This window comes from Kineothrix sp. MB12-C1, assembly GCF_030863805.1.
Lineage (GTDB): Bacteria > Bacillota > Clostridia > Lachnospirales > Lachnospiraceae > Kineothrix.
In genome coordinates, this window is sequence record NZ_CP132957.1 from 3,111,062 (window position 1) to 3,125,521 (window position 14,460).

The 14,460-nt window shown below is 42.9% G+C and carries 12 protein-coding genes; 9 read left to right on the top strand and 3 right to left on the bottom strand.

The genetic code is table 11. The annotated features are described in order from the left end of the window. Positions 1-29: 29 nt before the first annotated feature. From RBB56_RS14220 to RBB56_RS14255, 8 genes are all read left to right on the top strand, one after another. On the top strand, positions 30-2,324 hold the full coding sequence (locus tag RBB56_RS14220; protein ID WP_306719628.1) for a DNA internalization-related competence protein ComEC/Rec2: 2,295 nt from the start codon (positions 30-32) through the stop codon (positions 2,322-2,324). A gap of 228 nt (positions 2,325-2,552) precedes the next feature. After that, on the top strand, positions 2,553-3,116 hold the full coding sequence (gene ahpC, locus RBB56_RS14225) for an alkyl hydroperoxide reductase subunit C (protein WP_306719629.1): 564 nt from the start codon (positions 2,553-2,555) through the stop codon (positions 3,114-3,116). 12 nt (positions 3,117-3,128) lie between these two features. Then, positions 3,129-4,658 carry an alkyl hydroperoxide reductase subunit F gene (ahpF, locus tag RBB56_RS14230; RefSeq protein WP_306719630.1) on the top strand — a complete coding sequence of 510 codons (1,530 nt, stop codon included), beginning with the start codon at positions 3,129-3,131 and terminating at the stop codon, positions 4,656-4,658. 364 nt (positions 4,659-5,022) lie between these two features. Then, the gene (locus RBB56_RS14235) at positions 5,023-5,835 is read left to right on the top strand and encodes an alpha/beta hydrolase (protein WP_306719631.1); all 813 of its coding nucleotides are present in this window, start codon (positions 5,023-5,025) and stop codon (positions 5,833-5,835) included. Between the two features lie 25 nt (positions 5,836-5,860). Continuing rightward, positions 5,861-6,841 carry a DNA polymerase III subunit delta gene (gene holA / locus RBB56_RS14240; RefSeq protein WP_306719632.1) on the top strand — a complete coding sequence of 327 codons (981 nt, stop codon included), beginning with the start codon at positions 5,861-5,863 and terminating at the stop codon, positions 6,839-6,841. An 82-nt stretch (positions 6,842-6,923) separates the two neighbouring features. Then, the gene (locus RBB56_RS14245; protein ID WP_306719633.1) at positions 6,924-7,517 is read left to right on the top strand and encodes a DUF1653 domain-containing protein; all 594 of its coding nucleotides are present in this window, start codon (positions 6,924-6,926) and stop codon (positions 7,515-7,517) included. A gap of 23 nt (positions 7,518-7,540) precedes the next feature. Beyond that, entirely contained in the window at positions 7,541-9,292 is a 1,752-nt protein-coding gene (mutY, locus tag RBB56_RS14250) for an A/G-specific adenine glycosylase (protein ID WP_306719634.1), read from the top strand. A 99-nt stretch (positions 9,293-9,391) separates the two neighbouring features. Further along, positions 9,392-10,417 (top strand): glycosyltransferase family 2 protein, encoded by a 1,026-nt coding sequence (locus tag RBB56_RS14255; protein WP_306719635.1) that lies wholly within the window; start codon positions 9,392-9,394, stop codon positions 10,415-10,417. 26 nt (positions 10,418-10,443) lie between these two features. Here the strand turns inward: RBB56_RS14255 and RBB56_RS14260 are convergent, their stop codons facing one another. Both RBB56_RS14260 and RBB56_RS14265 read right to left on the bottom strand, forming a co-directional pair. Next, positions 10,444-11,121 (bottom strand): phosphatase PAP2 family protein, encoded by a 678-nt coding sequence (locus RBB56_RS14260; protein WP_306719636.1) that lies wholly within the window; start codon positions 11,119-11,121, stop codon positions 10,444-10,446. 37 nt (positions 11,122-11,158) lie between these two features. Beyond that, positions 11,159-12,136, bottom strand: coding sequence for a diacylglycerol/lipid kinase family protein (locus RBB56_RS14265; protein ID WP_306719637.1), 978 nt, complete (start codon positions 12,134-12,136; stop codon positions 11,159-11,161). Between the two features lie 361 nt (positions 12,137-12,497). Between RBB56_RS14265 and glyA the strand changes: the two genes are divergently transcribed. Continuing rightward, on the top strand, positions 12,498-13,736 hold the full coding sequence (gene glyA / locus RBB56_RS14270; RefSeq protein WP_306719638.1) for a serine hydroxymethyltransferase: 1,239 nt from the start codon (positions 12,498-12,500) through the stop codon (positions 13,734-13,736). A gap of 181 nt (positions 13,737-13,917) precedes the next feature. Here the strand turns inward: glyA and RBB56_RS14275 are convergent, their stop codons facing one another. After that, the gene (locus RBB56_RS14275) at positions 13,918-14,232 is read right to left on the bottom strand and encodes a helix-turn-helix domain-containing protein (RefSeq protein ID WP_306722164.1); all 315 of its coding nucleotides are present in this window, start codon (positions 14,230-14,232) and stop codon (positions 13,918-13,920) included. Between the last annotated feature and the right edge of the window lie 228 nt (positions 14,233-14,460).

The window sequence follows — 14,460 nt, forward strand, 5'->3', positions numbered from 1 at the left end:
AGGGAGATTATGATAAGAGGGGGAAGTAAATGAAAAGACCATTGTGTCTGCTTTGCCTGATTTTCACTGCCGTGCTCGTCTGGTGTATGCGATTAATGCCGATGCCTGTCCCTGATTATGGAAGGTGGGATGGGCAGAGGCTGACAGTGGAAGGTCAGGTGTACCAAAAAGAATATCGAAGTTTTACAAAGCGAAATAATACAATCTATCATTTTTCAAAAAATGATTCTTCGGGGGAAACTTCAGGAGAATCTTCAACAGAGGCGCTTGTCCTCTATCTGACATCAATTCATATTTCAAACGATTCTATCAATATTCCTCAAAATCAATTACAAAATATTATGTGTTATATGGAAGCCGGAACGGAGCCGCCCATTGGAAGCAGAGTACGAGTGGAGGGTGTCATTCAATGTTTTTCAGAAGCGACTAATCCGGGAGAATTCGATATGAGAAGATATCATCATATTATGAAGCTGGACTTTAAATTGAATAAGGCGAGTGTAGAAGCCAGAAGTGTGGAGTACAGCAAATGGAGAGAAGGCCTTTATCTTGTGAAGAAGAAATTCACACATACGCTGGAACGCTGCTTCTCTGAAAGAGATGCCTCAATTATGAAAGCAATGCTGCTGGGCGATACAGGAAATCTGGATAAAGAAATTAAGCAGCTTTATCAGCAGAGTGGAATCATACATATTTTATCCATATCAGGACTTCATATTTCTATGATAGGAATGGGGATATATAGGCTGTTCACCCTATGCCGGATACCCGGAAAAGTTAGTGCTGTTTTTTGTATTATTGTCATATGCGGTTATGGAATTATGACCGGGATGGGAGCCTCCGCGGTACGAGCCATTATAATGTTCGGATTGCATTTGTCGGCCAAATTAGTCGGGCGTACTTATGATATGCTCACTGCTCTTATGTTGGCAGCGGTACTTTTGCTGGTAGAGCAGCCAAGATATGTGGAGCACAGCGGCTTTCTATTCTCCTTTAGTGCGATAGCAGCTCTCGGCTTACTAGTCCCTGTTTTTCGGAGGAAAGAGAAAAGGGGGAGATGCAAGAATCTGACGAAGGTCCTTCATCAATTTTATGAAGCTCTTTTATCCGGAATTGTAGTCGCTCTTATTCAGCTCCCGGTTCATCTCTTTTTCTATTATCAGTTCCCTCTTTATTCTATCTTTCTCAATCTTCTCATCATTCCCCTTGCGACCATTGTGATGTATAACGGTATGTTCTGTATGCTGGCAGGTGGCCTGCTTCCCTGGATAGGGAAGAAGGCAGCCTACCTTAATGCGGCAATTCTCTGGATCTATGAGGAAAGCTGTATCTTATGTCAAAAGGCATCTTATGGAAACTACATTGTCGGAAAGCCACAATTATGGCAGGTGGAAGCCTACATACTCCTTATGGCGGTACTGGCTATAATCGGGAAAAAGATGTCCGGATGGTGGAAGCTGCAATGGGTACTGTTATCTCTATCTCTTCTCGTATTCCGGGGAGGGAGCGGGCTTTCCGTAACAGCGATCGATGTAGGGCAGGGAGACAGTATACATATAAGAAGCGATATGGGAAAGAATTATCTTATAGATGGAGGGAGTACGAGTAAAACTGATGTGGGAAGCTATCAGATTCTTCCTTATTTGAAATCCCAGGGAGTGGGAAGTTTGGATGCTGTATTCGTAACCCATGCGGACGAAGACCATTGTAATGGTATTGCAACTTTGATAGAGGGGGCAGGAGAAGGAGGAATTGATATACGATGCCTAATCCTTCCCGATGTGGAGGAAGGATCGAGAAATGAACGGTATCGAAGTTTGAAGGAGGAAGCGGAGGAAAAAGGGATTATTGTGAAGTATATGAGCAGGGGACAGCAGTTCACAGATGGCAGTATGAAAATACTCTGTATGCACCCTGAGGAAGATTATCATACAAAAGAGGCGAACGAATATTCTCTCGTTCTCTACCTTACCTATGGCAGCTTCCAGGCTCTTTTTACAGGAGACGTAGAAGGGGCAGGGGAAGAGAAGGTAAAAGGAAGCATAAGAGCCATAAGAGAAGAAGCGGATTGGGAAAAGGGAATTACACTTTTGAAGGTAGCCCATCATGGCTCGAAGTATTCTACCGATGAAGAGATACTTGAATTACTGCAACCGAAAATAGCACTTATCTCTTGTGGGGAGAACAATCGGTATGGGCATCCGCATGAGGAACTGTTGGAACGTTTGGAAAAGGAAGAGTGTGATATATATATGACAAAAGAGGGAGGTGCGATTACAGTATGGACCGATGGGACGAGAATGAGGGTGGAGACATTTCGCTGATGAGAAGATACAATTTAATTTTATATAAAAATTTTTATAAAATCACTTGACAATTGAAAACTCTTACTATATATTGGAATTATAATTATAGTAATGATTACTATTATTAAATAAATAATATTAATAACAATTTTTAAATAATTAAAAATCTAAAGTTATTAAAATTGTTAAACTAATTAAAAACTTTTTAACTAATCAAAAATATAAAATAACAGGAGGTAAATGATTATGTCATTAGTAGGAAAAGAGGTATTACCATTTAAGGCGCAGGCTTATCACAACGGGGAATTTGTAGAGGTATCGGATGCGAATTTTAAAGGACAGTGGAGTATTGTTTGCTTTTATCCCGCTGACTTTACGTTTGTGTGCCCGACAGAGTTAGAAGATTTACAAGATAATTATGAGGAGTTTAAGAAGCTTGGAGCTGAGGTTTATTCTGTTTCTACAGATACGCATTTTACTCACAAGGCATGGCATGACCACTCGGAAGCAATCGGCAAGCTGACTTATGTTATGATTGGAGATCCTTCCCATGAAATCAGCCGTAATTTCGATGTGTTAATCGAAGCTGACGGTTTGGCAGATAGAGGAACGTTCCTCATCGATCCGGATGGAGTAATTCAGTCAGTAGAGATTAATGCGGGAAATATTGGCCGTGATGCAAGCATTCTGATCAATAAGCTGAAGGCTGCCCAGTATGTAAGGAAGAATCCCAATGAAGTATGCCCGGCGAAATGGAAAGAGGGCGGAGCAACATTGAAACCAAGTCTTGATTTAGTAGGAAAGATCTAAGGAGCAAGTATTATGATGCTAGATGACGAAATTAGAGGACAATTAGCAGAATATTTGAAGCTTTTGGAAAATGATGTGCTGATTAAAGTCAGCGCGGGGTCCGATAATGCATCGGGGGATATGATATCCTTAATCGATGAGTTGGCTGACATGTCTCCAAGAATTAAGAAGGAGCAGACAACGCTGCCAAGAACCCCGAGCTTCAGCATTAACCGGGTAGAAGCGGATAGCGGAGTTTCTTTTGCAGGAATTCCCCTGGGCCACGAGTTTACCTCGTTGGTCCTGGCCCTTTTACAGGTGGGCGGAAGAGCGCCGAAGGTGGATGAGAAGTTAATTGACCGGGTGAAGAAACTCGAAGGTGAATACCATTTTGAAACGTATATCAGCTTAAGCTGCCATAACTGTCCGGAGGTAGTACAGGCTCTGAATGTGATGAGCGTCTTAAATCCCGGAATTAGCCATACTATGGTGGATGGTGCGATATTTAAGGAAGAGGTGGAGAGCAAGGATATTATGGCTGTACCGACCGTTTACTTAAATGGGGAAGAGTTCGGTGGCGGTCGGATGACGTTGGAAGAAATTCTGGAGAAATTAGGTAGTGCGTCTGATACTTCCGAGTTCGAGAAAAAGGAACCTTTTGATGTGCTTGTAGTCGGAAGCGGTCCGGCAGGAGCCAGCGCAGCCATTTATGCGGCGCGCAAAGGTATCCGTACAGGAATTGTTGCTGAACGCTTCGGCGGGCAGGTGAGAGAGACTTTAGGAATAGAGAACTTAATCAGCGTGGAATATACGGAAGGCCCTGAGTTCGGTGACACCTTAGAACGCCATGTGAGAAAATACGATATAGATATTATGAGTTCTAAACGCGTGAAGCGTCTGGAAAGAAAAGAACTCTTGGAAGTCGAATTGGAAAACGGTGCTGTTTTAAAAAGTAAGACGGTAATTCTTTCCACAGGTGCCCGATGGAGAAATGTAGGAGTACCGGGAGAAGAGAAATTCAAGAACAAAGGAGTTGCTTATTGTCCTCATTGCGATGGTCCTCTTTTTAAAGATAAGAGGGTAGCGGTAATCGGAGGCGGTAATTCAGGTATTGAAGCAGCCATCGATTTGGCAGGTATTGCCTCTCATGTAACGGTTCTCGAATTTATGCCGGAGCTGAAAGCAGATGCTATTCTTCAGGAACGCCTTTACAGTCTGCCCAATGTAACGGTTGTGAAAAATGTTCAGACCAAGGAAATTACGGGAGATCAGAAGGTGAATGGGATTACTTACGCAGACCGCGATACAGGGGAAAACCATCACGTGGAACTGGAAGGAGTATTCGTTCAGATTGGTCTTGTGGCTAATACAGAGTGGTTAGGTGATACGGTGGAACGGAATCGAATCGGAGAGATTGTTGTGGATAATCACAATGCTACAAGCCTCCCGGGAGTGTTTGCGGCAGGAGATTGTACTGATAGTGTGTACAAACAGATTATTATTGCTATGGGTTCCGGAGCGACTGCGGCCCTGGGCGCATTTGACTATTTAATAAGAAGTTGATTTTAGATGCTGTTTACCGCAGGATATTCTGTGGTAGGCAGCATTTTGTTCTATAAATAGGAAAGTGCTCCTATTAAAGAACCGATTGATGCGCAGCTACGCGCGCGGAACAAAAGCTGTGCTGCCAAAAGTTTAAATCGTGAGAGTGTGCGAAGCACACTTTTGTTCTTTAATAGAAAAGTGCTCCTATTAAAGAACCGATTGATGCGCAGCTACGCGCGCGGAACAAAAGCTGTGCTGCCAAAAGTTTGAATCGCGAGAGTGTGCGAAGCACACTTTTGTTCTATGGTTGAATTAATAATGCGATAGTATTAGAATAGTATTATTATTAGGAAGGGAAGGCTGCAGAGGCAGCGATGAGATTATGAGATATGGAGTTATTTCTGTAGTGACAAAAAAGCATTCGGAGGCGAAGTTATATACCTATTTTCAAGATAATTCACAGGAAATGGACAGTAATCGTAAAAGACCGGTAGTTTTAATTTGCCCGGGAGGCGGTTATGAATTCACTTCCGACAGAGAGGCAGAACCGATTGCTTTGCAATTCCTGGCAATGGGATTCCATGCTTGCGTGCTTCGTTACAGTGTAGCGCCGGTTGAGTTCCCCCAAGCATTGTGTGAATTGGCATGGAGTGTGAATTATCTGCGGGAGCATGCGGAAGAATATGGAATTCAAAGTGATAAAGTGGTGATAGCGGGTTTTTCTGCAGGAGGGCATCTTGCTGCAAGCCTGGGGACTTATTGGCAGGAAGAGTGGCTGGAAAGGGAAACGGGATTGGCGGCGGATGATATAAGGCCTAGCGGTCTGATCTTAGCTTATCCTGTAATTACATCGGGAGATTTTGCACATCGCGGTAGCTTTGAGCATTTGATGGGGAGCAAGAATACTCCAGAGTTAAATGAATATTTGAGCCTTGAAAAACGGGTGACGAAAGATATGCCGCCGGTGTTCGTATGGCATACGAATGCCGATGATGTGGTTCCGGTGGAAAATACATTGCTTTTGGCAGAAGCAATGAGAAAACAAGGTATTTCCATGGAAGTACATATCTTTCCGGAGGGGGCACACGGATTGGCACTGGCAAATGAAGAAACCATGGTGAAAAGTGATGGCTTTGGAATAGAACCTCGTTGTCAGAAATGGATTACCATGGCAGGAGAGTGGATGAGGGGATAACCTATTTGACAGTGAAGGAGAGTTTATGCAGCGTATTAATGAGGATATAAAAGAGGGTCAATTTAAGAATATATATCTTTTGTATGGAGAAGAGTCGTATCTTCGCAAACAGTATCGGGACAGGCTTAAAAATGCCCTGATGAGTGAGGAAGATACGATGAATTATAATTATTTTGAAGGGAAGGATATTTCTGCGGGATCAGTAATCGATCTTGCGGAGACGATGCCCTTTTTCGCGGACAGACGCGTTATTATTATTGAAAACAGCGGACTTTTCAAGCATGGAGGCGAGCAGATCGCGGAATATTTGAATGAGCCGGCACAGACAGCTTATATCGTTTTTGTAGAGGCAGAAGTGGATAAAAGGAGTAAACTTTTCAAGACAGTTTCCTCCAAGGGAACAGCGGTGGAGTTCCCGGCACAGACAGAAGCCACACTTCAAAAATGGATTCTCGGCATGATTAAGAAGGAAGATAAGAAGATATCCGAGCCTGCACTTCGCTATTTTATGGAGAAAACAGGGACGGATATGGAGAATATCCGTAAAGAGCTGGAGAAATTAATGTGTTACTGCATGGAGAAAGAGGCAGTGACAGAACAGGATATTGAAGATATTTGTACCCATAGAGTGAGCAATCATATCTTCGATATGGTGAATGCTATTGCGGATAAGAAGCAGAGAGAAGCGCTGAATCTGTATTACGACTTGCTCGCTTTAAAGGAGCCGCCGATGCGCATTCTCTTCTTAATAGCCAGACAGTATAATATGCTCCTTCAGGTGAAAGAAATGAAGGGAAAGGGTTATGATAATAAGAAAATCGGTGGGAAGGCAGGGCTTTTGCCTTTTATTGCCGGGAAATACGTCACACAGTCCGCAAAGTTTCGTCTTTCTGATTTGCGCAGCGCCCTTGAAGCCTGTGTAGAGGCAGAAGAAGCTGTGAAGACTGGGAAGATAAACGATATGATGAGCGTGGAACTTCTTATTGTGAAGTACAGCGCTTCATAAAAGTTTTTTTATAACGGTGAGGTTACTGAACCGTTACGCTTTGCCAATATTCATTAAACATATGAAAAAGTGAGGAAATAATATGCAGCATATACCGCAGGCACATGAAATATATAAGCACTTTAAAGGGAATCATTATCAGATCATTACCATAGCCAAGCATTCGGAGACAGGGGAAATGCTGGTTATCTATCAGGCGATGTATGGAGATTATGGGGTCTATGCGAGGCCCATGGATATGTTCTTGGAAAAGGTAGATAAGGAGAAGTATCCCCAAGCATCGCAGGAATATCGGTTCGAGGTAGTTTCTTCGGATGTGAAAGACGGAGAGTGTTTCAAGGCTGTAGATTTGGAAATTGTAGAGAAGAAAGTGGATGAGAGAGATGTTTTCGGACAGGAGATGAAAGCAAACGATGCCGGCAGCTCACAGGTTGAAGCTAATGAAGAATCGTTGAATATAGACCCTATGGTAATCGAGTTCCTCGATGCGGATAATTATGAAGAGCGATTGAATATTTTGACAGGGCTTAGGCATCGCATTACAGATGATATGATCAATGTGATGGCGATTGCTACGGATGTGGAAGTGAAGCCCGGGCCGGTGGAGGAAAGATATGAGGAGTTGAGAAATTGTCTGCTTACCTTCGAAAGATTTGAGGGAAAACGGTTAAGATAATAATAGAAAGCATGGTTATTTATATGAAATATAGGAATATTGTGGAAGGGAGATTTTTATCCCGTCCGAACCGGTTTATCGCTTATGTGGAGATAGAGGGTAAACAAGAGCGGGTCCATGTAAAGAATACAGGACGATGTAAAGAATTGCTGCGAGAGAATGCGGTAGTTTATTTGGAGAAGAGCGATAAGCAGGAGCGTTCCACTGCGTATGATTTGGTGGCGGTGAAAAAGGGGGACCGTATGATAAATATGGACTCCTCCGCACCGAATAAAGCGGTGCACGAATGGTTGACAAAGAAGAAGCTGTTTCCGAAATTAGTAGATATATACCCGGAAAAGACTTATAGAAAATCCCGGTTTGATTTTTATGTGGAGACCGAATCGGAGAAGATTTTTCTGGAAGTGAAGGGTGTAACGCTGGAGAAGGACAATGCCGTATATTTTCCCGATGCGCCGTCACAGCGCGCATTAAAGCACGTGGAAGAGCTGATGGAAGCGGTGAAAGAAGGATATGAGGCTTACATTATATTAGTAGTGCAGATGAAGGCTGTGGAATTTTTTGCTCCGAATAGGGAGACACAGCCTGAATTTGCCGAAGCACTTATAAGGGCGAGAGAGGCGGGCGTGAAGATTCTTGCCTATGACTGTGAGGTAACGCCGGAGGGAATGGAAATTGTAGATGAAGTGCCGGTAATGCTTTCTAAGATGGATGCCATCGCGAAGCCTTTGCTCGCATGGTATGACAGAGGAAGGAGAATCCTTCCGTGGAGAGAGAATCCGATACCTTATTATGTCTGGCTTTCGGAGATTATGCTGCAGCAGACGAGGGTAGAGGCAGTGAAGCCTTATTTTGATCGATTTATTCAGGAAGTGCCGGATGTCGCGAGTTTAGCGGAACTTGAGGAAGATCGGTTGGTGAAATTATGGGAAGGACTCGGTTATTATAACCGTGTCCGTAATTTAAAGCGCGCGGCGCAGATGATTATGGAGAAATACGATGGTGTGATGCCGACGGAATATGAAGAGTTGGTATCTCTTCCCGGAATTGGCAGCTATACAGCGGGTGCGGTGGCATCGATCGCTTATCAGAAGGCAGTGCCTGCAGTAGATGGGAATGTACTTCGCATCCTTTCCAGGCTGCGATTGGACGGGGAGGATATTTTATCCCAGAAGACGAAGAGCCGGGTGGAAAAGGAACTTGCTGCGGTAATCCCCTCCGATAGACCGGGCGATTTCAATCAGGCGCTTATGGAACTTGGAGCCATGGTATGTATACCCAATGGAACGCCAAAATGTGAAGAATGTCCATGGGAGTCGCTTTGTGAGGCTCACTTGCAAGAGAGGACATCGGAATTCCCCAAGAAGAAATCGAAGAAGGAAAGACTCATTGAGGAAAAGACTGTGCTCGTTATCAGGGATGAGGATAAGGCGGCATTTCAGAGAAGGCCGGATAAAGGGCTTCTTGCAGGGATGTATGGTTTCCCGATGTTGGAAGGATATCGCCACGAGGAAGAGGTGCTGGAGGCTCTGAAAGCTATGGGATTGAAGGTTCTTCGCATTCAGCCGATTGGAGAGGCGAAGCATATTTTTTCTCATAGGGAATGGCATATGAAAGGATATGCGGTACGAGTGGATGAGCTGGAAAGTTCTTCTTCTGCTGCCGGAAAGGCGGGCTGGATATTTATCGATAAAAAGGAAGCGCAGGAAAATTATCCAATTCCTGCCGCTTATGCTGTTTATGCAAAATATCTGGATATTAAGTTGGGAGTTTAGATATACTTAAGTTGTATTGTCTGTTTTAGCATTGTATAATTAAAGTGTTATTTCGAATAAAATCAATCGGCATGATGACGGTTGGTGCGGAGGAAGAATATGAAGTTATTAACGATTGCGATCCCCTGCTATAATTCTGAGGGATACATGAGAAAGTGTGTGGAATCACTGTTAACCGGTGGTGAAGATGTGGAGATCATCATTGTAAATGATGGTTCTAAGGATGGAACAGCACAAATTGCGGAGGAATATGAGAAGAGATACCCATCTATCGTACGTGCGGTACACAAGGAAAACGGCGGCCATGGCTCTGCTGTAAATACGGGTATCGAACATGCTTCCGGCCTTTTTTTCAAGGTGGTAGACAGCGATGATTGGGTGAAAGAGGATGCTTATCGGGAGATTCTGGATACTCTACGTGAACTTGCCGGAGGTGAAAAGTCGCTGGATATGCTTATCAGCAACTTTGTTTATGAAAAAGAGGGTGAGAAGAGAAATAAAGTGATGCGTTATCGCCACGCACTCCCGCACAATGAGATGTTTACATGGAGCGATATCCGATATTTCCGTAAAGGACAGTATATCCTAATGCATTCGGTCATCTTCAGGACGAAGCTGCTCAAAGACTGTGGACTGAAGCTTCCTGAACATACCTTCTATGTGGATAACCTATTTGTGTTCGAGCCTCTTCCCTTTGTGAAGAATATGTTTTATCTGGATGTAAATTTCTATCGTTATTATATAGGTAGGGATGGACAGTCAGTCAATGAGACGATTATGATATCCAGAATCGACCAACAGATTAAAGTGAATAAGATCATGGTCGATTATATGGCGGAGCATAAAGCGAAGATTAAAGCGAACCGCAAGATGAAGAATTATATGATTAACTATTTGGAAATTATAACGACTGTTTCTTCCATACTTCTTATCCGGGGCGGCAGCGAGGAACATCTATCGAAGAAAAAAGAGTTATGGGATTATATTCACCAGAAAGATAAATGGTTGTATCGTAAACTACGATATGGTATTTTAGGAAATTCTATGCATCTTCCGGGAAAAGGCGGAAGAAAGATATCGGTAGAAGGATACCGCATCTGTCAGCGTTTTTTCAAATTTAATTAGAAATCGAAATAAAAACAGCACCGGACCTAATTGGCCTGAGGTGCTGTCTTTTTTCGCGCAAGTGCTCTTTCTTTATAAGCAGTAACAATGTCATATTTATATACGACGCCGTACATGACAGCGGCGAGAATAAATGCGGTAACCACATCGAACACGGAATGCTGCTTGATAAGCATAGTGGAAAGTATAATCGAAGTACATATAACCAAGGAGCTGCGTACCACCCATTTCTTATTGGAAAGATAGGGATTCTTCGCAATGGCAAAGTGTGCGCCCAGGGAGTTATATACATGAATGCTGGGCCACAAATTGGTAGAGGTATCCGTGCTATATAGATATGCCGTTAAATGAGTGAAAATATTATCTCTGGGCATAACAGTCGGGCGCAGATGATGGCCGTTAGGAAAGAGCGCGGATATAATAAGGAAAATAGTCATACCTGTAAAGTAGAACACACATACTCTGGCGTAATCTTCTTTGTTTTTGAAAAAGAAGAGAAGTACCACGAAGGATGCATATAGGAACCAGATAAAGTAAGGGATGACAAATAATTCACAAAAAGGAATATAATCATCCAAAGACACATGAATCACCCGATAGTTCTTGGTGATCGTTCGCTCCAGATATATAAACCATGACATATAAAAAATTCCGTAAAGGAGAAGAGGTATTGCGTGTTTGTATTTTAAATAAAAGTTTTTCATAAATGATAACCAGCCTTTCGTAGAGATAGTCCCTATATTACATCATCATATTAACTTTCTGTGAGGTACAAGTAATGGTAAGGCTATCGGCTTTCGCATATACTTCGCCGTCCGTATGTACCCATAACGGGGAGGATGTGATAATCCTTGCCTTGGTTGCTCTATAGTGCTTAAGCTGCGGGAAGATATAATGTTTTCCATAATAAGCTGTAGGAAGAGCGAAGGGAATCAGCCATTTTGGAATATTGCCAATAACACATAAATCGAGCATTCCGTCGGTAGCATCGGCCGTCGGGCAGAATTTAAAACCGCCGCCCTCATACTTATGAATCATAAAGGAAGTAAATAGGAATCGGTCAAAATGAATCGGTTCCGTGGAATTGTCCAGATAGATATCACAAGGATTATACTGAGCATTAATCAGTTGTTTTAAAGCGATGCTCAAGTAGATCAGCTTTCCGAGTCCGAATTTATTTAAGGTACTTTTGAAACTGGAGGAAAGCGCATTCTCGCATACGGCAGCATCGAAACCGATACCGCTGCTTACACAGAAGTGGCGTGTATCTGCGACCGGCTCAGTGGAAAGTGCGGAACGTTCTCCCGGTCCGTTATCGTAGATAAGAGTCCCGAAGTCCATAGTGCGAACAATCTTTCCTTCTAAAATAGAAGAAAGAATGGTTTCCGGTTCCTTGGGGAGTTGTAAATCCCTGGCCAGGTCGTTGCTTGAACCGGTAGGGATATAACCGAGCCATATGCGGTCGAAATCATGTATGCCCTGCAGCGCCTCATTCATCGTACCGTCACCCCCGAGTATAATTAGCTTAATGGGGGCAGCGTCCGGATCTTCGGCAAGAGGGGCAGTCAGTTTTGACACAACTCGTTCAACATGTCCTGCTTCTTTGGAAAAAACAACTTTGTATGGGATATTGTTATCCTCAAATATCCGCTCCAACTTTATCCATATCTGACGTCCGCGTCCGGATTTGGAGGCGGGATTCACAATTACATAGTACATAGTTCACCTTTATCTTATCAATATGTAGCCATATCTTAATCAATCCCCATTTTATCAGTATTTGGTAGGGAAGTAAATAAGACATTACTCATAAAATTCTTAATTTTCCTTAAGGTAATTTTCCTTAATAGAATATTCGGTGATTGTAGTTTTCATTCTGAAAAATGTATGATATACTTCAATGTGAACTTTAGGTTAACTATTCAACAGGTCTGTGCATTTACTGCACTGACCGTAAGAATATGTGGAACAGCAAGTGAAAATCCCATCACCGAAGGTGATTTCAATGGATTTTCTAATGTAATAGTGAGGGAACCGAACTATTGCCTTTAGCGTAATAAAGAGGACGGAGGAAGAGGATATGTATTCATTGGAAGAAGTAAAAAAAGTTGATCCTGAAATCGCTCAGGCGATTGTGGACGAGCAGAACAGACAGAATACCCATATTGAGCTGATTGCATCGGAGAACTGGGTGAGCGAAGCGGTTATGGCAGCAATGGGAAGCCCCCTTACCAATAAATATGCGGAAGGATATCCGGGAAAGAGATATTACGGCGGTTGTGATTGTGTGGACGTGGTAGAGAATCTGGCGATCGAAAGAGCAAAAGAGTTGTTTGGCTGCGACTATGCCAACGTACAGCCTCACTCAGGTGCTCAGGCGAATCTTGCGGTTCAGTTTGCGATCTGTGAGCCGGGAGATACGATTATGGGTATGAACCTTGCCCATGGCGGCCACCTGACACACGGAAGCCCGGTAAATATTTCCGGTAAATATTTCAATATTGTTCCGTACGGAGTAAATGACGAAGGTTTTATCGATTATGATAAATTAAGAGAAATCGCATTGGAGGCAAAACCTAAGATGATTATAGCAGGTGCTTCCGCTTATGCGAGATCCATCGATTTTAAGAAATTCAGAGAAGTAGCGGATGAAGTGGGTGCTGTATTCATGGTAGATATGGCGCATATCGCCGGACTTGTTGCAGCGGGACTGCATCCGGACCCTATGCCCTATGCCGATGTAGTAACGACGACCACACATAAGACACTGAGAGGTCCCAGAGGCGGTTTGATTCTTGCGAATCAAGAAGCGGCCGATAAATACAATTTCAACAAAGCGATATTCCCGGGAATCCAGGGCGGACCTTTGATGCATGTGATTGCAGCTAAGGCAGTCTGCTTCAAGGAAGCGCTTACCGAAGAGTTTAAGATCTATCAGAAAGGTGTTATAGATAATGCACAAGCACTCTGCAAAGGTCTGTTGGACAGAGGAATCCAGATTGTGTCGGGCGGTACGGACAATCATTTGATGTTGGTAGATCTTACGAATTTCGATTTGACAGGAAAAGCGGTGGAGAAGTTGCTTGATGAAGCACATATTACTGCCAATAAGAACACAATTCCCAACGATCCTAAGTCTCCCTTCGTAACAAGCGGTATTAGGCTGGGAACGCCGGCGATAACATCACGCGGTATGAATGCTGACGATATGGATGAGATTGCAGAAGCGATCGCACTGGTAATTAAGGGTGGTGAGGAGAAGATTCCGGAAGCGAGAACGATTGTTCAGAAGTTGACGGAAAAATATCCTTTAATCTAGGACTGTTTTAATATGCATATCTTCAACAGCTTTTCATAGAAAAAGGCAAAAACAAAGAACTGCAAAGCAAATTTTCTGCTTTGCGGTTTTTTGTTGCCTTATTCGGCAAGTGCGCAGATATGCTGAATAGTTACCTTATTCGTCACTTCTGTGTGTGCAAGGTTCTTCATGTTTCCATATTTTATTTTTTGTTATTGATTTCATCTATAATCCCGGTGATATGCTCCAGCGCCTTATCACTCAACATTTTCGCCCGTTCCATGAGTTCGTTTAATCGTCCTGGGTAACGGTTATCCATCTCAAAAAACTCTTGTGGCGTTACCTTCAGATATTCACATATGTAAAAAAACGCTTTCATGGATGGAAAGGACTTTTTGTTTTCAATGTTGTTAATATAATTATCGGCCTGTCCCAGTGATAAAGACATATCACGTGCTGACACGCCCTTTTGTGTGCGTAGCTGTGCCAATCTTTCCGGGACAAAATCTTCGTACATCATACAAATACCCCCTTTATAATAGATTTTACATCGTATATGATTTATATCACGAATTATAAGAAGGTAATTGTATTGCCGCAATAGTTAAAAACTACTATTATTAAGAAAATGATAGTTTTGGAAGTGTTTTTTGTTTCTGCACCAAAATTTACATAATTTACATCATGGATAAGAATCAATGTGGTCCTTTTTTTATACTGGAAGATAGGAAGCTGTAGCGCATGG